The organism is Streptomyces sp. NPDC052773, assembly GCF_044547145.1.
Taxonomy (GTDB): domain Bacteria; phylum Actinomycetota; class Actinomycetes; order Streptomycetales; family Streptomycetaceae; genus Streptomyces.
In genome coordinates this window covers 227,895-248,094 of record NZ_JBITZX010000002.1, presented here as the reverse complement: position 1 = coordinate 248,094, position 20,200 = coordinate 227,895, and the positions used below count along the sequence as shown (strand labels likewise).

General features: G+C 72.8%; 15 protein-coding genes and 2 pseudogenes. 11 read left to right on the top strand and 6 right to left on the bottom strand.

Features of this window, described 5'->3' with window-relative positions:
- Positions 1-279 precede the first annotated feature (279 nt).
- The 3 genes from fusA to ACIG0D_RS06175 all read left to right on the top strand — a co-directional run bounded on the left by fusA (position 280) and on the right by ACIG0D_RS06175 (position 6,825).
- A complete protein-coding gene (gene fusA, locus ACIG0D_RS06185; RefSeq protein ID WP_399796595.1) occupies positions 280-2,388 on the top strand; it encodes an elongation factor G in 2,109 nt (702 codons plus the stop codon).
- Between the two features lie 246 nt (positions 2,389-2,634).
- Positions 2,635-4,521 (top strand): DNA/RNA helicase domain-containing protein, encoded by a 1,887-nt coding sequence (locus ACIG0D_RS06180; protein ID WP_399797065.1) that lies wholly within the window; start codon positions 2,635-2,637, stop codon positions 4,519-4,521.
- A 195-nt stretch (positions 4,522-4,716) separates the two neighbouring features.
- Complete coding sequence (locus ACIG0D_RS06175) at positions 4,717-6,825, top strand: DUF2075 domain-containing protein (RefSeq protein ID WP_399797063.1); 2,109 nt, start codon at positions 4,717-4,719, stop codon at positions 6,823-6,825.
- 78 nt (positions 6,826-6,903) lie between these two features.
- Here ACIG0D_RS06175 and ACIG0D_RS06170 read toward each other — a convergent pair whose 3' ends face one another.
- Positions 6,904-7,032, bottom strand: coding sequence for a DUF6408 family protein (locus tag ACIG0D_RS06170; protein WP_399796594.1), 129 nt, complete (start codon positions 7,030-7,032; stop codon positions 6,904-6,906).
- A gap of 268 nt (positions 7,033-7,300) precedes the next feature.
- Here ACIG0D_RS06170 and ACIG0D_RS06165 point away from each other — a divergent pair, with 268 nt between their 5' ends.
- On the top strand, positions 7,301-7,843 hold the full coding sequence (locus tag ACIG0D_RS06165) for a GNAT family N-acetyltransferase (RefSeq protein ID WP_399796592.1): 543 nt from the start codon (positions 7,301-7,303) through the stop codon (positions 7,841-7,843).
- Between the two features lie 219 nt (positions 7,844-8,062).
- The gene (locus ACIG0D_RS06160) at positions 8,063-8,728 is read left to right on the top strand and encodes a hypothetical protein (RefSeq protein WP_399796590.1); all 666 of its coding nucleotides are present in this window, start codon (positions 8,063-8,065) and stop codon (positions 8,726-8,728) included.
- A 438-nt stretch (positions 8,729-9,166) separates the two neighbouring features.
- Here the strand turns inward: ACIG0D_RS06160 and ACIG0D_RS06155 are convergent.
- Positions 9,167-9,880, bottom strand: a pseudogene (locus tag ACIG0D_RS06155) (CDP-alcohol phosphatidyltransferase family protein); the annotation flags it as partial.
- A 107-nt stretch (positions 9,881-9,987) separates the two neighbouring features.
- Between ACIG0D_RS06155 and ACIG0D_RS06150 the strand changes: the two are divergent.
- From ACIG0D_RS06150 to ACIG0D_RS06130, 5 genes and pseudogenes are all read left to right on the top strand, one after another.
- Entirely contained in the window at positions 9,988-10,965 is a 978-nt protein-coding gene (locus ACIG0D_RS06150) for a zinc-binding alcohol dehydrogenase (protein ID WP_399796589.1), read from the top strand.
- 73 nt (positions 10,966-11,038) lie between these two features.
- Entirely contained in the window at positions 11,039-11,437 is a 399-nt protein-coding gene (locus tag ACIG0D_RS06145) for a 6-pyruvoyl trahydropterin synthase family protein (protein WP_399796587.1), read from the top strand.
- Positions 11,438-11,445: 8 nt separating this feature from the next.
- Positions 11,446-12,615, top strand: a complete 1,170-nt coding sequence (locus ACIG0D_RS06140; RefSeq protein ID WP_399796585.1) for a glycosyltransferase family 4 protein — start codon at positions 11,446-11,448, stop codon at positions 12,613-12,615.
- Between the two features lie 401 nt (positions 12,616-13,016).
- Positions 13,017-13,958: a class I SAM-dependent methyltransferase gene (locus tag ACIG0D_RS06135; protein WP_399797062.1), complete on the top strand. Its 942-nt coding sequence runs from the start codon at positions 13,017-13,019 to the stop codon at positions 13,956-13,958.
- Positions 13,955-14,764: pseudogene (locus ACIG0D_RS06130) on the top strand (lysylphosphatidylglycerol synthase transmembrane domain-containing protein); the annotation flags it as partial. The gene ACIG0D_RS06135 and the pseudogene ACIG0D_RS06130, both read left to right, overlap by 4 nt.
- A gap of 194 nt (positions 14,765-14,958) precedes the next feature.
- On the opposite strand, the gene ACIG0D_RS06125 reads toward ACIG0D_RS06130, so the two are convergent.
- Positions 14,959-15,720, bottom strand: a complete 762-nt coding sequence (locus ACIG0D_RS06125; protein ID WP_399796584.1) for a creatininase family protein — start codon at positions 15,718-15,720, stop codon at positions 14,959-14,961.
- Positions 15,721-15,760: 40 nt separating this feature from the next.
- On the opposite strand from ACIG0D_RS06125, the gene ribA reads away from it, so the two are divergent.
- The gene (gene ribA / locus ACIG0D_RS06120; RefSeq protein ID WP_399796582.1) at positions 15,761-16,420 is read left to right on the top strand and encodes a GTP cyclohydrolase II; all 660 of its coding nucleotides are present in this window, start codon (positions 15,761-15,763) and stop codon (positions 16,418-16,420) included.
- A gap of 107 nt (positions 16,421-16,527) precedes the next feature.
- Here the strand turns inward: ribA and ACIG0D_RS06115 are convergent, their stop codons facing one another.
- The 3 genes from ACIG0D_RS06115 to ACIG0D_RS06105 all read right to left on the bottom strand — a co-directional run bounded on the left by ACIG0D_RS06115 (position 16,528) and on the right by ACIG0D_RS06105 (position 20,182).
- Positions 16,528-17,784, bottom strand: coding sequence for a serine hydrolase domain-containing protein (locus tag ACIG0D_RS06115; RefSeq protein WP_399796580.1), 1,257 nt, complete (start codon positions 17,782-17,784; stop codon positions 16,528-16,530).
- Positions 17,785-18,215: 431 nt separating this feature from the next.
- Positions 18,216-19,592, bottom strand: coding sequence for an MFS transporter (locus ACIG0D_RS06110; RefSeq protein WP_399796578.1), 1,377 nt, complete (start codon positions 19,590-19,592; stop codon positions 18,216-18,218).
- Positions 19,589-20,182, bottom strand: coding sequence for a TetR/AcrR family transcriptional regulator (locus ACIG0D_RS06105; RefSeq protein WP_399796576.1), 594 nt, complete (start codon positions 20,180-20,182; stop codon positions 19,589-19,591). Before ACIG0D_RS06105 ends, ACIG0D_RS06110 begins: the two co-directional genes overlap by 4 nt.
- Between the last annotated feature and the right edge of the window lie 18 nt (positions 20,183-20,200).

The following is a 20,200-nucleotide window of genomic DNA, read 5'->3' as shown; positions in this document are numbered from 1 at the left end:
GTGCGTGACCGCACCGCTGTCGCCGTTCCCCGCTCCCGCTACGAGGTGATCCTGGTGTCCACGGCCGTCCGGTGCCCGCTGCGCGGCGGCCACCGGATGCCGTGACGATACGAGACGACACGCGACGTAACACTTACGCGATGAGGACGGTGGCGTAGCCACCCCTACGCGCGTGCCGTGCCCCGTCGTGCACCCCTGCATCAGCGGGACCCTCGTTTCCGCCGTCCGGCCAATCGCGCTGCCCTTTCACACGAAACGAACTCCGAAAGGCCACGGGCCGTGCGCACGAACGCCGTCAACACCCTCGCCTCCGTCCGCAACCTGGGCATCCTCGCCCATGTGGACGCGGGCAAGACCACCGTCACCGAGCGGATCCTCTACGCCACCGGCACCACGCACAAGCGCGGCGAGGTGCACGACGGCACCACCGTCACCGACTTCGACCCGCAGGAGCGCGACCGCGGCATCACCATCTTCGCGGCAGCCGTCAGCTGCGCCTGGGACGGCCACCGCGTCAACCTGATCGACACCCCGGGCCATGTCGACTTCGCCGACGAGGTGGAGCGCTCGCTGCGGGTGCTGGACGGGGCGATCGCGGTCTTCGACGCCGTGGCGGGCGTGGAGCCGCAAAGCGAGTCGGTGTGGCGGCAGGCGGACCGGCACGGCGTGCCCAGAATCGCCTTCGTCAACAAGCTGGACCGTGCCGGCGCCGACCTCGACACGGCGGTCGCGTCGATCCGGGACCGGCTGCACCCGGCACCGCTGGTCGTCCAGCTGCCGATCGGAGCGGAGGACGCCTTCCGGGGCGTCGTCGACCTGGTGCACATGCGCGCGCTGACCTGGGACGAGGCCGGCGAGGCCATGGCAGAGGGCCCGGTCCCGGAGGACCTGCGGGAGGAGGCACTGAGGCGCCGACGAACACTGGAGGAGACGGTGGCCGAACTGCACGCGGGCGCGCTGGAGGCGTTCTGCGCCCGCGAGACGCTGTCCTCCACGACGCTGTCCTCCACGACGCTGTCCTCCGCGACACTGCGCGACGCCCTGCGCGACCTCACCCACACCGGCGACGGCGTGGTCGTCCTGTGCGGCTCGGCGTACCGCAACCGCGGCATCGAACCCCTGCTGGACGCGGTGGTGGCGTACCTCCCCTCACCGGCGGACGTCCCACCGGTGCGAGGCGTCAGCGCGGAGGACGAGACGGCAGAAAAGCAGCCGACCGAACGCCCGGCCGACCCCAACGCCCCCCTCTCCGCCCTCGCCTTCAAGGTGAACGCGACCCCCACCGGCCGCCTCACCTACCTCCGCGTCTACTCCGGCACCATCGAGAAGGGAGACACCGTGTGGGACGCGACCGCCCACCGCGCCGAGCGCGTCGGCCGCATCCTGCGGGTCCAGGCCGACCGGCACGCCCAGTTGGACCGCGCGGTGGCCGGCGACATCGTGGCCGTCGTCGGCCTGAAGTCCGCGAAGGCCGGCACGACCCTGTGCGACCCGCACGCCCCGCTCGTCCTCGAACCGCCCAGTGCCGCCGACCCGGTGGTCTCGGTGGCGGTCGAGGCACGCCGCTCCACCGACACCGACCGGCTGGCCACCGCCCTGGCCCGGCTCGCCGAGGAGGACCCGTCCCTGGTGGTGCGGACCGACCCGGAGACCGGCCAGACGGTGCTGTCGGGCATGGGCGAACTGCACCTGGAGGTAGCCGTGGAGAAGATCCGCCGCACCCACGGCCTGGAGGTCGCCATCGGCCGCCCGCGGGTCGCCCACCGCGAGACGGTCGTACGCGGCGTCAAGGGCCACGTCCACCGGCACGTCAAACAGGACGGCGGCGCGGGCCAGTTCGCGCACGTCGTCCTCGACGTCGAGCCCCTGCACCCCGAACCGGGCGGCACCGGCTTCGAGTTCCGCTCCACGGTCGTCGGCGGACGCGTTCCGCAGGAGTACGTCCGGGCGGTCGAGGCGGGCTGCCGTGACGCGCTGGCCGAAGGCCCGCTCGCCGGCCACCTGGTGACGGGTCTGCGGGTGACCCTCACCGACGGAGCGACCCACGTGAAGGACTCCTCCGAGATGGCCTTCCGCACCGCCGGCCGCGCGGCCCTCCTCAGCGCCCTGCGCGCCTCCGCCATGGCCATCCTCGAGCCGGTCGCCGACGTCACGGTGACCGTCCCCGAGGACGCCGTGGGCAGCGTCCTCGGCGACCTCTCCGCCCGCCGCGGCCGAGTCACCGACTCCACCGTCCGCCCGGGCACCGCGGTCGTCACAGCCACCGTCCCCCTGGCCGAACTCTTCGGCTACGCAACCCGCTTGCGCGGCCGCACGCAGGGGCGGGGGACGTTCACGGCTCGGCCGACGGGGTATGCGCCGACGCCGGCGGGGACGCCGACGCGCTAGCGCCGTAGAGGGCACCCCCGAGCGCCTCCCGGGGAGGTCCTTCCCCAGTGGGGGAGGGCCTCCCCGGTCTCCCCGCTCAACCAGGCCCCCCGACCCGTAACCCTGTCGTTGCCCCTCGCAACCCTCCAGGTAGTCTCTAGAGACTCATCGTCATCGCGGCCCGACGGGCTTCCGCTCCGCCTCGGCGGAGTCTCGAAGGACATGCCCCCACCCGCACGAGTCACTTCGTGCTGCCCGGGGGAAGTCTTGCTGTTCCGCGCGTCTGCGAAATCGGTCGCTGCCATGGCGCTCGACAGTTCGCTCTATTTCCACCTCACCGAGCAGTTCGTGCACCTGCACGGTTATCAGCCGGGCCCCTCGGAGGCGCGCTCCTGGCAACGCAGCATTCCCGCGCTGGCCACGGCGCTGAACGACGCGGGCCTCGGCGATGTCGAGGTGATGCTGGAGTATGCCCTGCCGCTGAACAGCAAGCGCGCCGACGCCGTGCTGGCGGGGATCCATCCCCGCACGGGTGAGCCCTCGTACGTCGTGGTGGAGCTGAAGCAGTGGAGCCAGGCCGAGCCGGACGAGGACGATCCGACGCTGTGCCACGTCGATCCCTACGCGCATCCCGTTCTCAACCCGATCGAGCAGGTACGCCGCTATTGCCAGTACCTCGTCGACTTCAACGGCGCGGTGTCCGAGCACCCACACCGGGTCAGCGGAGTGGCGTTCCTCCACAATGCCACCGCGTTCGGTGTCGGTGGCCTGTTCGACGTCGAGTCGGACGAACGAGGCCGGCTCTTCACGAGTGACCGGCGCGGAGAGTTCCTGGACTACCTTCGTGCCAGGCTCAGCGACCGGCACGCCGGTGCCCGCGCCGCCGACGAACTCCTCGCCGGCAAGACGGTCCCGTCGAAGCAGCTCATGTCGGTCGCCGCCAAGGAGGTTCGGGAACGCGAGCAGTTCGTGCTGCTCGACGAGCAGCAGGTTGCCTATCGGATGGTACTCAACGCAGTGCGCAGGGCACGGCGATCCGATCACAAGGAGGTCGTGGTCGTCACCGGCGGCCCCGGCACGGGCAAGAGCGTCATCGCGCTCGCCCTGCTCGGCGAGCTGTACCGGCAGGGCGTGCCCGCTCTTCACGCCACCGGCTCCCAGTCGTTCACGAAGACGATGCGCAAGGTCGCCGGTTCCCGCAAACGGGAGGTCCAGGAGCTGTTCAAGTACTTCAACAGCTTCATGACAGCGGAGAAGAACAGTCTCGACGTGGTGATCTGCGACGAGGCCCACCGCATCCGCGAGACGTCCGCCAACCGGTACACACCGGCCGCCCACCGGACCGGCAAGCGGCAGATCGACGAGCTGATCGACGTGGCGAAGGTGCCCGTCTTCCTGCTCGACGAGCACCAGGTCGTCCGACCGGGCGAGATGGGAACGGTCGGTGACATCCGTGCCGCAGCGGCCCGACGAGGCCTGACCTGCCATGTCGTACCGCTCGACAGCCAGTTCCGGTGCGGCGGGAGCGACGCCTACCTGCGCTGGGTGGTGCGCCTTCTGGGGCTGGAGCCGGGCGGGCCGGTGGTATGGGACCCCGACGACCGCATGCGGCTGCTGCTGGCGGAGAGCCCGGAAGAGATGGAAGCCTTCCTGGACGAGCGACGCGGCCAGGGATACGGCGCCCGGATGTCCGCCGGGTACTGCTGGCCCTGGTCCCCGGAGCCGAAACCGGGTCAGCCTCTCCCCGCGGACGTGCGGATCGGGGACTGGGCGCGGCCATGGAACCTGCGCGGTGAGCGCTCGGTCTCCGGCGCGCCACCGTCGGCCCTGTGGGCGACGGACCCGGCGGGCTTCGGCCAGGTTGGCTGTGTCTACACCGCCCAGGGATTCGAATACGACTGGTCCGGCGTCATCATCGGCCCGGACCTGGTGTGGCGCGGGGACCGCTGGGTCACCGACCGGACGGCTTCGAAGGACCCTGTGTTCAAGCGGTCGACGCCGGACACGGATGTCGACCGGTTGATCCGCAACACGTACAAGGTTCTCCTGACCCGGGGAATGGTGGGGACGGTGCTGTACTCGACGGATCCGGAGACCCAGGACAAGCTCCGGGAGCTGGTGGGCATGCCGCTGGCCGCGGCCATGAGCGGCTGAGTTCTCCGCCTGCGGGCGCGCGTTTTCCGCCAACCTGCCACGTGGCCCGGCACGGACTGTGGTTCGGTGGCCGATCGAGTGGCCCGGCTCCTTAAGATCACTTGTACCTACTGCGGCCCGACGGGCTTCCTCCACACGAGGACACGCCCCCACCCGCACGAGTCACTCGTGCCCTGGGGGAACCACCTCGTGTCCATGCTCCTGCTGAGACTGTCGGCGCAGGATCTGCTCACCCTTGACTCGAGGCGAGCCATGGTGCCTCACCTCGCTGCCCGCTACCGGTATTTCCAGGGGCGCGATGTGTCCGCGTCGGAACGCGAGGCGTGGGCCGAGAGCCTGGTCGAGCTGGCGGAAGACCTGGTCGCGGCCGGCCGGGGAAACGTCGAGATGATCGTCGAGTGCGCGGCGACGGTCGACGAACCGGAGAGAGGAGAGCCACGCCTCATCGATGTGGTGCTCGCCGGACGGCACCCCGAGTCACACCTCCCGTCCTTCCAACTCGTCGAGCTTAAGCGGTGGTCGACGGTCACGCGGGTGGAGGCGGCCACCGCGGAGCTGGTGCGCGTGCCCGGCATCGGGAAACCCAAGCGGCATCCGGCACTGCAGCTGCGGGACACCTTCCAGCTGTTCACCGGGGAGCGGGGACCGCTGCGTGACATCGAGATCGAGTGCGGAGGATTTGCGTACCTGCACAACGCCACCGACGCGTCGGTGCGACCACTGTTGGACACACTGGCACCGACCGGTGCCTACGAGCGGGTGTACACCCAGGACAGCCGCGACCTCCTCTTCGAGGACTTGCGTCGGCATTTCGCGGAGGACGGTGCCGCCTCCGAGGCGGAGCGACTCCTGCGCCTGATGAACCTGCGCAACACCCCACTCCTCGACGCCATGATCCGATCCCGGGGTGAGGACACGGTGTTCACCCTGCGGAGGCAGCAGAAGAAGGTGGCCAGGAGCGTACTGGAACGCGCCGACCGCATCCTGGGCCGACCCGGCGAGGAGACCCCGCCGAACGACGGGGAGCGAGCCGTGTTCATCGTGACGGGCGGCGCGGGCACCGGAAAGAGCGCGGTGGGTCTACAGCTGAGGGCCGACTTCGAGGCGGCCGGCCGAACGGTGAAGTACGCCAGCGGCAGCCGGGCGTTCAACGGAGCACTCAAAGAGCAAGTGGGGTACAGCGAGGACGACTTCAAGAAGAGATTCGCCTACTTCAGCCACTTCGTGACACCCCCGGACCCGCCTTTGGACGTCCTCATCTGCGACGAGGCGCATCGCATCAGGGAAAAGACCGTCGATATCTACCAGCGGGAGGAGATGACCGGGAAACAGCCCCAGATCGACGATCTGCTGGACGCCGCCAGACTCACGGTCTTCTTCCTCGACGAGAGCCAGTCGGTGCGCCCCAAGGAAGTCGGAACGGTGAGTCTGATCGAGGAGGCGGCCAAGGCCCGGGGGATCGTCCCGCTGCGATACGGGCTGCGGGAGGAATGGCGCTGCGGAGGCAGCGACGCCTACATCCGGTGGGTGCGTGCCGTGCTCGGTATCGAACCGGGAAGCACCGAGTGGACCCCCGACGGACTGATGCACGTCGAGGTGGCCGACAGTCCGGAGGAACTCGAGCACATCATCCGGACCGAGGCGGAGGCCGGCGCGACGGCTCGGATAGTGGCCGGTTTCTGCTGGCCGTGGACCGCTCCACGCGGAAAGGGCAAGTCGGCCCGGCTGGAAGCGGACGTCAGGATCGGTGACTGGCACCGCCCATGGAACGCCAAGAGCAGTCACTTCTGTGAAGGCGGAAGGGTCCCACCGTCCACGATCTGGTCCGTGCATCCCTCCGGTATCAACCAGATCGGCTGTGTCTACACGGCCCAGGGCCTGGAATGGGACTGGTGCGGGGTGATCCTCGGCGGCGACATGGTGAGGCGCGGTGACCGCTGGGTCTATCGCAAAGGCAAGTCGTACGAGGAGCCGGAAACAGGTGTGAAGCGTGTCAAGGTTTCCGGTTCCTTCGACAGGAAGCTCCGAGAGGCAGTGGGTGGGGAGGAGGAGAAGGCAGAGGCGTTCGCGCGGTGTGTCCGGCACGCCTACCACGTGCTCATGACCCGGGCGAGCCGGGCGACGGTGCTCTATTCGACGGACGAGGAAACACAGGACTATCTGAAGGCCTGTGTGGGTGAGGTGCAGATTCACGGGCTCCGTCCCACCTGGGAAAGCCTTCCGCCCGAGGCGAGGACGCCGCACCTGCCGAGCCCGAAGAGAGGGGGCAAGGGCATTCCTCCAGGGCAGGAGCCCCTCTTCTGAGCCACCTGTCGCCCTTGGACGGGCATTTCGGTCGGAGAAGAGTGGCGGGCTCGCCGGACCCGCCACATGGTGCCTGCCTCAGATGAGGTGGCGCGCTGCCGCCGCCAGCGTCTCCAGCACGAGGTTGGAGACGACGCCCGCGGCGACGCCGACCAGGATCTCGCGGATCCAGGGTCGACGCGCAGGCTCACACTCGTACGGCTCCATGAGGACCACCCCTGTCGTGGGATCGGAATGGTAGGACCGCCCTACCGGGCATCCGCCTCATTCGTCACTCACGGTCAGTGGGCTGACCCAGGCTCCGCCTTCGTGTCCTCCGGGAAGGTGCGCAGCGAGCAGGAAGCCTATCGCACCAGGCCGGATCGTGATCAACCAATTGCCCAGCCCCGCAACAGCGTTGGAGCCGACTGGCGCGGCATGGTGTCCGAGACAGTCCCGGCGCTCAAGCGGATGGCCTATTGCATATGATGTGCAAGTGCAACGTCGTGACTACACCATCAGGCCGGCCACCCCAGCAGACCTGGACGCCGCCCGGGCGGTGATGCTCGACACCGTGTACCGCGACTTCGGTACGGGGTACGTGCCCCGCTGGCACGGCGACATCATCGATCCGGCCGCCGCCTACCTGGCCCCCGCGCGCCACACCCTGCTGGTGGCGGTCGAAGAGGACAGCGGGGACGTCGTCGCCACCGCCGCGCTCGACGCCCGCGGGCCCGCACATCCGCCGAACCCGAGGGAGGTCGCCGAGCGGTTCCCGTCGGGGACGACCGCGCAGGTGCGGCGGGTGTACGTCCGGCCGGAGCACCGCAGGCGCGGGCTCGCGCGGCGGCTGGTCGCGGAGTTGGTGGCGTTCGCGGAGGCGGACGGCGGGTATCGGGCCGTCTATTTGCACACGGATCCGTCGGTGCCGGGTGCGGAGGGCTTCTGGCGGTCGCTCGCCAAGGTCGTGTGGGACGAGCGCGAGGACGTCGGCGGCGGGCAGGGGATCGTCCACTTCGAGATACCGATGGGGCGGTAAGGTGCTGCGTTCCCAGGGCTTGGGCAGCTGTCCGTGGGGCCGAGACGGCTTCCTCGGCCGCCGGCCCGATCATGCCGGCGGCAGCCCGGCCACCAGCACCCTGCTGGACGCGGGGTTACCCGCGGCCGTGCCGTGGCTGGTGCCGGCCGCCGTACCGGTGGGGGCGGTGGCGCTGCTGCCGCGACGGGCCCATCCGGTCGCTCGCGTAGCATCCGCCGGGTGAAGCGCGATCTGCCCGACGGCCTGACCCGGCGTGCCCGGTCCTTCCTCGGTGCGCACGCGGTCCGCCTTGACGCCAGGCCGATCCGGGAGGAGCGCCAGTGGTACCTGGACCGGGGCGTTCCGGCGGCGGTGGTCGACCGGATGACGGCGTTCCACGAGCGCTGGGGTGGCCTGGTGCTGCCACCCGCCCCAATGTACGACGGCGGCCCTCTGCCCTTGAGCGCCCACTCGCCCGAGGAACGGGCGCCCGACGGCTGGTGGTTCGAGGTCGGGTCACAGCGGACGGCGGTCCCGTACTCCTTCATGATCGGGCCCGCCGGTGAGTTCGGCCTCGACGGCGAGCGATGGGCGCCGCTGCACGCCGGCGTCGAGGGCTGGGTGGAGTCGGTAGCCCTGCACCACCACGCGTCCCTGGAAGCCAAGCGCATCACCCGGGTGGTCGGCGAGGACGTGGAACGTATCGACCTCGACGGCTATGAGCCCGTGCGCGAGGTCCGCGGGCTGGCCGACGCCTGGTGGCGCGGCACGGACACGCTGGTGGCCGTCTACCGAGGAGAGGCCGACTGCCTCGACTTCCCCCGCGGCCGCACCGCCTGGATGTACTCCGGCCTGGACTGGTGGGGGCTACGGGGCGGAGTGGACGACGACGAGGTGGTGGTCTGAGGCCAAAGACATGGCCGTCACCTGTCCCGCCGACTGCACTTGTGCCATGGCCGCCACGGATTCCGCGCCCGCGAGTTGCGTCACGGTGGCCGTCGACTTCCTCTGCGCCGGGGCCGCCACCGGTCCCGCCGAGACTCCCTCCGCTACGGCCGCCACCGGTCCCGCCGAGACTCCCTCCGCTACGGCCGCAGCCGACCCCGCCGACGCCTCCTGCACAACGCCCGCAGCCGACCCCGCCGACGCCTCCTGCACAACGCCCGCAGCCGACCCCGCCGACGCCTCCTGCACAACGCCCGCAGCCGACCCCGCCGACGCTGCCTGCGCCATGACCGTCACCGATCCCGTCGGCGCCCCCTGCGCCACGAACGCCACCGAGTTCGCCGACGCCCCCTGCACCACGCCCGCCGCAGGTGCCCCCGCCCCCGGGTCCCGCCGCACCACCCGCGACCTCCGCCACAACCACCGCACATCGCGCCCGAACGACCACACCAGCAGCCCCAACGCCACCGCCACCACTCCCGCGTTGACCGCGCCGGGCAGCAGACCGGAGGCGGCGATCAGCAGGAACACGCCCTGGATCGCGGCGACCGCCTTGCGGGCGGTGCTCGGGGGCAGGGGGGCGTTCAGCCACGGCTGGACGCGGGCCGCGGCGACGAAGGCGTACCGCATGGCGCCGATCAGCAGCACCCACGGCCCCAGCTCCCGGGAGACGTACACACTCAGCACGAGGATGAGGAACGCGTCGACCTCCATGTCGAAGCGCGCCCCCAGTGCCGACGAGGTCCCCGTCCGTCGCGCCACCTTCCCGTCCACGCCGTCGAGGACGAGCGCGACCGCCGTCAGGCCGACGAGCAGCGCGACGGGCGGCGCTCCGCGGAACGAGTCGGCGACGAGGGCCGTCACCGCGCCGACGAGGGTGGCGCGGCCGAGGGTGACGCGGTTGGCGGGGCCGAAGGAGGCGAGATCGGAGCGGTGGACGGCGCGGGAGAGGACCGCCCAGCCGACGACCGCGAAGAGCAGGCCGGTCAGCCGGCCCGCCGGGCCCATCCCGATCGCCGAGCCGAGCAGGGCCAGCAGCAGGATCTGCAGGCCCGCGCCCACCGCGGCCTCCTGCTGGACCGGCCTCGCACCGTATGTGTTGTTCAGGGCCACCGCACATCCTCCGGCCGTGTGACAGAGTCGATCAACGCCGCGTACTGTGCGCGGCCTGTGCCATCTCGGTACGTGCACCACTGGCCGACCGTTCAGGAGGACCGCCGATGACGCGCACCGCACGTGCGTTCTGGCTCACCGCTCCGGGCCACGGAGAGATACGCGACGCCGAGCTTCCGGAGCCGGTCGAGGGGGAGGTGGTGGTGCGCGCGCTGTGGTCGGGGGTGAGCCGGGGCACGGAGACGCTGGTCTTCCGCGGCGGTGTGCCGCGCAGCCAGTACGCGGCGATGCGGGCGCCGTTCCAGGAGGGCGACTTCCCGGGGCCGGTGAAGTACGGCTACCTCTCCGTCGGCGTCGTCGAGGAAGGGCCGGCCGGGCTGACCGGCCGTACCGTCTTCTGCCTGCACCCGCACCAGACCCGCTACGTCGTTCCCGCCTCCGCCGTCACTCCCGTCCCGGACCAGGTGCCCGCCGAACGGGCCGTCCTCGCCGGCACCGTGGAGACCGCGGTCAACGCGCTGTGGGACGCCGCACCACTGGTCGGCGACCGGATCGCGGTCGTCGGCGGCGGCATGGTCGGCTGCTCGGTGGCCGCGCTGCTGGCCCGCTTCCCGGGCGTACGCGTCCAGTTGGTCGACACCGACCCCGCCCGCGCCGAGACCGCCGAGGCCCTCGGCGTCGGCTTCGCCGCCCCCGCCGACGCGCTCGGCGACTGCGACCTGGTCGTCCACGCCAGCGCCACCGACCAGGGCCTCGCCCGCTCCCTCGAACTCGTCGCCACCGAGGGCACGGTCCTCGAACTCAGCTGGTACGGCGACCGGAAGGTGAGCGTGCCGCTCGGCGAGGACTTCCACGCCCGGCGGATCACCCTGCGCAGCAGCCAGGTCGGCACCGTCTCCCCGGCCCGCCGCGCCCGCCGCTCGTACGGTGACCGGCTCGCCCTCGCCCTGGACCTGCTCGCCGACCCGGCGCTCGACGCGCTCATCACGGGCGAGTGCGCCTTCGAGGAGCTGCCGGACGTGCTGCCGCGGCTGGCCGACGGCCGGATCCCGGCGCTGTGCCACCGGGTGCGTTACCCGGTCTGACCGCCGCTGAACAAGGGAAGGCCATCAGCCGTACTAGTCGGCATCGATGCACCGCACCCGAAGGGGCGTTCCCTTGTTCAGTGTCACCGTCCGCGATCACATCATGATCGCCCACAGCTTCCGCGGCGAGGTCTTCGGTCCCGCGCAGCGCCTGCACGGAGCGACGTTCCTGGTGGACGCCACCTTCCGGCGGCCCGAGCTGGACGACGACAACATCGTCGTCGACATCGGCCTGGCCACCCGGGAACTCGGTGCGGTGGTCGGCGAGTTGAACTACCGAAACCTCGACAACGAGCCCGACTTCGCCGGGGTGAACACCTCCACCGAGTTCCTCGCGAAGGTCATCGCCGACCGGCTCGCCGAGCGGGTGCACAAGGGCGCGCTGGGCGCGGGTGCGCGGGGCATCGCGGGCATCACGGTCACACTGCACGAGTCGCATGTCGCCTGGGCGAGTTACGAGCGTGCCCTGTGACCGACGCGATGACCGAACAGCCCACGCTCGGCTACGTCCCCGTCCAGGCCCCCGCCCTGGTCGGCGCGGAGATCGTCCGGATGTCCCTGCGGACCGTCCACTTCGTCCTGCCGGGCGGCGTCGACGACCCGTCCGCGCCCAGCGGCGGCAACGCCTACGACCGGCGCATCTGCCTGGACCTGCCCGGCTTCGGCTGGCAGGTCCAGCGGCACCCGGTGGCCGGCGCGTGGCCCCGCCCGGACGCCACCGCCCGCGCCGAACTCGCCACCGCGCTACGGCAGTTGCCGGACGGCGCGGTCGTCCTGCTCGACGGGCTCGTCGCCTGCGGCGTCCCCGAGGTGATCGTCCCGGAGGCGGAGCGGCTGCGGCTCGCCGTCCTCGTCCACCTCCCGCTCGGCGACGAGACCGGCCTCGCGCCCGAGACGGCCGCGGACCTGGACGCCCGCGAGCGGGAGGTCCTGCGCGCGGTCCCCGCGGTGATCGCCACCAGCGACTGGGCGGTCCGCCGGCTCGTCGCCCACCACGGGCTCGCCCCCGACCGCGTGCACGCCGCCGCGCCCGGCGCCGACATCGCGCCCCTCGCGCCCGGCACCGACGGCGTGTCACGGCTGCTGTGCGTCGCCGCGGTCACCCCGCGCAAGGGCCAGCACCGACTGGTGGAGGCACTGGCCGCGGTCACCGACCTGCCGTGGAGCTGTGTGTGCGTGGGCGGACTGACCCAGGACCGGGAGTACGTCGCCCGGCTCCGGGCCCTCATCGACCACCACGGCCTCACGCACCGTATCCACCTCGCGGGGCCGCAGTCCGGGGCCGCCCTCGACGCCAGCTACGCCGCCGCCGACCTGATGGTCCTCGCGTCGTACGCCGAGACCTACGGCATGGCGGTCACGGAGGCCCTGGCGCGCGGCATCCCGGTGCTGGCCACGGACGTGGGCGGCCTCCCGGAGGCGGTCGGCCGCGCCCCGGACGGCGGGGTGCCCGGCATCCTCGTCCCGCCCGAGGACCCGGCCGCGCTCGCCGCGGAGCTGCGCGGCTGGTTCGGCGAGCCGGACGTGCGCCGCCGCCTCAAGGCCGCCGCGCGGGGCCGCCGCGCCGCCCTCGACGGCTGGGCCACCACTGCCCGCTCCCTCGCCGGCATCCTCAGCCGGCTCCCCAGCGAACCCCGGAGGGCGGCATGAACGACACCACGACGACGACCCACCCACCCCAGCGGGGCGGCCCGCGCCCGTCGCGACCGGAGCCGGAGGAGGGGGCGGGGGTGATGTCCCTGGCCCCGCCGGTCGCGGGGCCCGGAGACGGTGCCGTCCGAGGCGTGCCGCCGGTCGGTGGGCCGGGGGAGGGCGCGGGTTCGGACGTCTCGCCGGTCGGCGGGCCGGGGGAGGGCGCGGGTTCGGACGTGCCACCGGTCGGTGGGTCGGGGGAGGGCGCAGGTTCCTACGCGTCGCCGGTCGGTGGGCCGGGAGCGGCACCCGTGGCGTCGCCGAGCGCGGAGGCGGGAGGCGCTGTGGGCTCAGAGCTGTCTCCGGGTGCGGACGCCGACTCGGACGGGGCGCCGGGCGCCGGGACGGGGGCGGCGGAGGTGTCCGGGGTCATCGCCGGTGCCGGGCCCGCCGGACCCCCCGTGCGGGGGGCCGCGCGGACGGGGGAGCGGCCCACCGTGCGGTTGCGGGACGGCGGTGACGGTGAGGAGCCGCCGCGGTACGCGCCCGAGTGGCTGCGGCTGCGGGAGGGCGCCGACGCGGTGGCGCGGGCGGCGGAGTTGCTGGATCCGCTGCGGATCCGGCTGGCCAACCTGCCCGGCCGGGCCGGCGGGCTCGTCGTGCACGACCTGGGCTGTGGCACCGGCTCGATGGGCCGCTGGCTGGCGCCCCGGCTCGACGGCGCCCAGCACTGGGTGCTGCACGACCGCGACCCCTATCTGCTGCACTTCGCCGCCGTGGCCTCCCCGCGCTCCGCCGCCGACGGCAGCCGCGTCACCGTGGAGACCCGGCGCGGCGACCTCGCCCGGCTCACCGCCGACGCCCTCGCCGGCGCCTCCCTGGTGACGGCGTCCGCGCTGCTCGACGTCCTCACCCGCGAGGAGGTCGACACGCTCGCCGCCGCCTGCGCGGACGCCGGGTGCCCGGCGCTGCTGACGCTGTCCGTGGCCGGCCGGGTCGAACTGACCCCGCAGGACCCGCTGGACGGGGACATCACCGAGGCGTTCAACGCCCACCAGCGGCGTTCCGGACTGCTCGGCCCGGACGCCGTCGAGGCGGCCCGCGAGGCCTTCGCCGACCGGGGTGCCACGGTGCTGGTGCGGCCGAGCCCCTGGCGGCTCGGCCCCGGCGACGCGGCGCTGATCGTGCCGTGGCTGCGCGGCTGGGTGGGCGCCGCCGTCGAGCAGCGCCCCGAGCTGGCCGGGCCCGCCCAGAAGTACCTGGCGGCGCGGCTCGCGGCCTGCGCGGCGGGGGAGTTGCGGGTCACGGTCCACCACAGCGACCTGCTGGCGCTGTCCCGCCCGGCGAGCGGGGCGTCGTGACGCCGTCCCGCACCCTGCGCACCCACCTCGGCACCCTCGCCGGCACGGCCCTCCTCGCCGTTCTCGTCTGGCGGCTGGGCACCGGCGCCTTCCTCGACGGACTGCGGCGGATCGACGGGACCGCCCTGCCGGCGGCCGTAGGCATCGGTGTGGTCACCACCGCGTGCAGCGCGTGGCGCTGGCAGTTGGTGGCCCGCGGGCTCGGCATCCGGCTGCCGTACGGGCCGGCGGTGGCCGACTACTACCGGGCGCTGTTCCTCAACGCGGCCCTGCCCGGCGGCGTCCTCGGCGATGTGCACCGGGCCGTACGGCACGGGCGCGACGCGGGGGACCTCGGCCGGGGGGTACGGGCGGTGGTGCTCGAACGGGCCGCGGGGCAGGTGGTGCTGGCGGTGGCCGGTGCCGGGATCCTGCTGGTCGTGCCGTCCCCGGTGCGCGCGGAGGCCCGCCAACTCGCCCTGCCGGTGGCGGTCGCCGCGCTGGGCGCGCTCGCGGTCGGTCTCGCCGTACGGCTGAACCGGGGCCCGAAGGCCCGTACACGCCGCCGACTCGGGGCGGAGGTTCGGGCGGCGCTGTGCTCGCGGCGCAACGGGCCGGGAGTCGCCGTCGCGTCGGTGGTCGTCCTGGCCGGCCACCTCGCGATGTTCCTGCTGGCGGCCCGGATCGCCGGCAGCGACGCCTCCGCGCCGGTGCTGCTGCCGCTCGCGGTGCTCGCGCTGCTCGCCATGAGCCTGCCGCTGAACGTGGCGGGCTGGGGCCCCCGGGAGGGCGTCACCGCCTGGTCGTTCGGCGCCGCCGGACTGGGCGCGGCCGACGGCCTCACGGTCGCCGTGGTCTACGGCGTGCTGAGCCTCGCGGCGAGCCTCCCCGGCGCCCTGGTGCTCGCCGTCCGCCGCCCGGCCACCCGTCGCGGGCCCGTCCGCCGCCCGGCCACCCGTCGCCGGCCCGTCCGCCACCCAGCCGCTCGTCGGCCGCTCGTCCGTCCCCGCCCCGCGGGCCGCTACGCCCGGTCCGCCTCCCCGGCGGTGGACGGCTCGGAGGTGAGCAGTTCGAAACACGGGGCGAAGGAATCCCCCAGGCTCGCCAGCAGTTCCTTCCCCTTTTCCGCGGTGCCCAGGGAAGGCCGCCCGATGACCCCCGAATCGGTATAGGCGGACATACCGGTGGTGAGCAGATGACGCCGGTCGTCGGCGATGAAATCGGCCGTCTCATATCCGGGCCGGACCGATTCCGGATGAGTGTGCAGCAGGATGGAGGTCTCTATTTCGCCCGCGTGCATGTCGGTGAGCAGCGAGGTCACCACCTTCGCGCGTTCCCGCGCCGTCTCCCAGTCCTCCGGGGCCGGGAAGAGGGCCATGCGCTCGCCGCGCGCGGTGGACTCCTGGACGACGTTGCCCAGGACGTAGTTCCCGCCGTGCCCGTTGACCAGCACCAGCGCCTCGACGCCGGACCGGCGCAGCGAGGCCGCCATGTCCCGTATCACCGCGTGAAGGGTCACCGAGGAGATGCTGACGGTTCCCGGCCAGGCCGCGTGCTCGTGCGAGCAGGAGACGGTCACCGGAGGAAGGAGGTGCACCGGGTACGCGGCGGCGATCTCCCGGGCTATCGCGCAGGCGACGAGCGTGTCGGTGGCCAGCGGAAGGTACGGGCCGTGCTGCTCGAAACTCCCGACCGGAAGAACGGCGACCTGCCGTGGCACACCGGCCCCCCTGGCGCGCACGTCCTCCGTGGTGTCCGCCGGCAACAGACCCGAACCATTCATTTCTTCACGGCCTTTCGTCTCTGTTTGAGGAACTCAGATCATGACAGAAAACATCGGCGTCATCGGCGGAAAGCCGACGCACCGCACCGGCGTGGAACGCGTGGTGAATGCCCCGCTGCCGACCGTGTACGGACGATTTCAGGCGATCGGATATCTCGACCACGACCGCGGTGAGGAGCAAGTCGTCCTCGTCCACGGTGACATAGGCGCCGACGATGTCCTCACCCGGCTGCACTCGGAGTGCCTGACCGGCGACGCGTTCGGCTCGCGGCACTGCGAGTGCGGCGACCAGCTGGCGTCGGCGCTGCGCGCGGTCGTGGCCGAAGGGGCCGGCGTCGTCGTCTACTTGAGGGGACACGAGGGCCGTGGCATCGGGCTGCTCGGCAAGTTGCGAGCGATGGCGCTGCAGGCGGAGGGGCTGGACACGGTCGAGGCGAACCTGGCGCTGGGCCTGCCGGTGGACGCCCGCGACTACGGGGTCGCCGCCGGGATCCTCCAGGACCTCGGGGTGCGGTCGGTGCGGCTGATGTCCAACAACCCGCGCAAACGGGAGGCGTTGGTGCGGCACGGCATACAGGTCGCCGAGCAGGTCCCGCTGCTCATCCCGCCGTGCGAGAACAACATCACCTACCTGCGTACGAAGCGGGAGCGGATGGACCACCATCTGCCCCACCTGGACGCGGTGGCCCACTGGTCCTGAGCGGTCCCGGGCTCGCGGGACGAGGCGCGGCAGGGACGGCCCCGTCGGGGGGCGGGACCGCCCCTGCCGCACCGGTCACCGCGGTCCGCCCCACCACCGGGGGCCGGCTACCGGCGTGACGACGGTGACGACAGCGGCGCGACCGCCTCGTGGACCAGCCGCTTCAGATCCGGGTAGACGGTGTGCGAGCGGCGTGGCCGCAGCTGGGTAAGGAACTGCACGGTCAGGTCCCGGCCCGGGTCGACCCAGAACGTCGTCGTCGCCACCCCGCTCCAGCCGAAGGTGCCGAGACCGGACGGCGCCTGGGTGCGGGACGGGTCGATCACCACGGACACGCCGAGCCCGAAGCCGACGCCCTCGTTGCCGGGCTCGTCGTGGGCCGGGCGGCTGCCGAAGGAGCGCAGGTCGGCGCCGCCGGGCAGCTGGTTGGAGGTCATCAGGCCGACGGTGTCGGGGGCCAGCAGCCGCACCCCGTCCAGTTCGCCGCGGCGGCGCAGCAGCTCCATGAACCGGTGGATGTCGTACGCGCTCGCCACCATGCCCCCGCTGCCGGACAGGAACCGCGGCCGGCCGTGCAGCGGTAGTCCGGGGATCGGTTCGATCCCGCTGCCGTCCTCCTTCTCGCCGTACAACTCGGCGAGCCGGCCCGCCTGTTCGTCGTCGACCTCGAACCCCGCGTCCGGCATGCCGAGCGGCCGGAAGATCCGCTCGGCGAAGAACACGTCCAGGGACGTGCCCGACACGACCTCGATGACCCGGCCGAGTACGTTGCTGGCCACCGAGTAGTTCCACTGGCTGCCCGGTTCGAACTGCAGCGGCATCCGCGCGTACACCTCGACCGTGCCCGCCAGGTCGGTGCCCGGCGCCACCGACGAGTGCAGGCCGGCCTCGCGGTAGAGCGCGTCGACCGGGTGGGTGTGGTAGAAGGCGAAGGTCAGGCCCGCGGTGTGGGTCATCAGATGCCGGATCCGTATGGGACCGGCGGCGGGGCGGGTGCGTACGTCGTCGCCGGAGCCCTCGACGTAGACGCGGGCGTCGGCGAACTCCGGCAGATACCGGGCGACCGGGTCGTCCAGCGCGAGCCGCCCCTCCTCCATCAGCAGCAGCGCGGCCACCGCGGTGAACGGCTTGGTCATCGAGTAGATCCGCCACAGCGTGTCCGGCCGCACGGGCAGTCCCGCGGCGATGTCCCGGTGCCCGTACGTGGTGAGGTGGGCGACCCGGCCACCGCGCGCGACGGCCACGAGGAAGCCGGGCAGCCGCCCGTCGTCGACCTGACGGGCGAAATGCCGGTCCAGCCGCTCCAGCGCCCGCGCATCCAGTCCCGCGGCCTCCGGTTCGACCTCTTGTCGCAGCTGTGCCATCGCTCTCCTCCGATCGCGTTCGTCGAGGTGCGATCGGGCATACCCCGTGCAGAAGCCCTCAGACCTCATGGTCCCCCAGCCACCTGCCGAGCTGCAGCGACAGAGGGCGTCCGCCGACGCCTCGCGCCGAGGGCCGTGCCCTCCCGCACGGCCACACGTGGCCTGCGGCCTGCGGGCGTCCGGGTGACTGGCAGTCGCCGTGGCGCGGGTGCGGGTGCGGGTGCGGGTCCGAGCCCGGGGCCCGGCGGCTCACCGGGTCTCATGTCCGGCAACCGCCGCCGCATGGCTCCGCGTCGGTGTCCTCACCGGCCTGAGCCCGGCAGTCGCCGTCGCGCGGGTGCGGGTCCGAGCCCGGGTCCCGGCGGCTCGCCGGATCTCACGTCCGGCAACCGCCGTCGCGCGGATGCGGGCCCGAGCCCCGGCCCGGCGGCTCACCCCGCCTCACGGCCGGCCGTCGCCGCTGTAGCGCCACCCCGCTCGGGCCGTTCCTCGGCCTTCGCCGCCGCCCGCCCGGGCAGCGCACCGCCCATCACCGCAGCCACCGCGCCCAGCAGCGCCAGGACCAGCAAGGGGGTGCGCAGGGAGCCCACGTGGATGAGCAGGGCTGCTGCGGCGACGCCCAGGGCGGGGCCGGTGTTCAGTGCGGTTTGCTGGAGGCCGCCTGCCACTCCGGCCGACTCCGCGGGGGCGTGTCGTACGACGACGTGGGTGGCCGCGACCATCACCGTGCCGAATCCGGCGCCGACCAGGGCGAAGCCGGTGCAGAGGGGGAGGGGGGCGGATGCGGTGGAGAGGATCGCGATGCCGGAGGCGAGGACGAGCATGGCCGTGACGGTTGTCCGCCGGGCTCCGGACCGCCGTAGCAGGACCGCGCACACGGGTGCCGCGGCGATCATGAAGACGGCCAGGGGCAGGCTGCGCAGGGCGGTCTGGAAGGGGGTGAGGCCGAGGGTGTCCTGGAGGAGGTACACGCAGACGAACAGCGTGCCGTGCAGCGCGGCGGAGGCGGCGATGAGCACACCGAGCGCGGAGCCCACGGACGCCGACCGGATCACGTCGGCGGGCAGCAGCGGGTGCGCGGTCCGCCGCTCGTGCCGTACGAACACCATCCCGGCGACGACGGCGACCTCGAGAGCCGGTGCCGCCGCGGCGAGGCCGCCCGAGTCGGCGACGCCCCCGAGGCCGTGCACGAGGGCGGCGAGGGTCAGCGCGAGCAGCAGCGCGCCGGGGAGGTCCAGCCGCACGGCGGTGCGCGGCGGCTCGGGCCTGCGCGTGGCCAGGGCGAGCAGCCCGAAGAGCGCCGCCGGCGCGACCTGCGCGAAGAACACCGCCCGCCAGCCCAGCTCCGTCACCAGCACCCCGCCGAGAAGCGGCCCGGCGGCGGCAGCCACCCCTATCGCGGCGGTACGCACGGCGAGCGGCCGGCGCAGCCGGTCCGGCGGGTAGGCGGCGCGCAGCATGCCGAGCGTGGCGGGCTGGAGCAGTGCCCCGAACACGCCCTGGGCGACCCGCAGCGCGATCACCCAGCCGATGCCGGGCGCCAGCCCGATCCCGGCCGACGCGGCGGCGAAGCCGAGCATGCCGAGGCCGAAGAGCCGCCGGTGCCCGTACCGGTCGCCGAGCCGCCCCGCGAACACCAGCAGCGCGGCCACCGCGACGAGATACCCGGTGGTGGTCCACTGCACCTGTGCGAAGGAGGCGTCGAGATCCCGTTGCAGGGTGGGCTGGGCGATCGTCAGGACGGTGCCGTCCAGGGCGACCACCACCGCCCCGGCCACGCTGCTCGCCAGCGTCAGACGGCGGTTCACCGGCCGGACCCGGGGCCGAGGTGGGCGTCGAGGGCGGTGCGCAGCAGCGGGTCGAAGTGCTCGGTGCCGGTGGCGAGTTGGAGGCTGCCCCAGCCCCACAGCTGGGCTATGCCGTGCAGGTTCGCCCACAGCGCCGCCGCCACGGCACGGGCGTCGGCGGCGTCCGGACGCGCCCGGCCCACCAGCTCCACCAGGAGGCCGAAGAGGGGAAGGCTGGTGTTCCGCAGGCCCAAGTGCTCGCTTTTCAAGAGATCGTGACGGAACATCAGCTCGTACATGCCGGGACGGTTCAGCGCGAACTCCAGATACGCCCGGCAGAGCGCCGCCACCTGCTCGCGCGGGCTCGCCGAACCGTCCCCGAGCGCCTCCCGCGCCCGCTCGCCCAGCGCTTCGAAGCCCCGGCGGGCGATCGCCGACAGCAGTTCGAGATGGGTGGGGAAGTGGCGGCGCGGTGCCCCGTGGGAGACGCCGGCCCGGCGGGCGATCTCCCGCAGGGTCAGCGCCTGGGCGCCCTCCCGGTTCACCAGGTCGACGCCGACTTCCACCAAGCGGGCACGCAGGCCCGGCTCCTGATCCTCCGCAGCAGTCATAGACAGTGTCTACCAGGT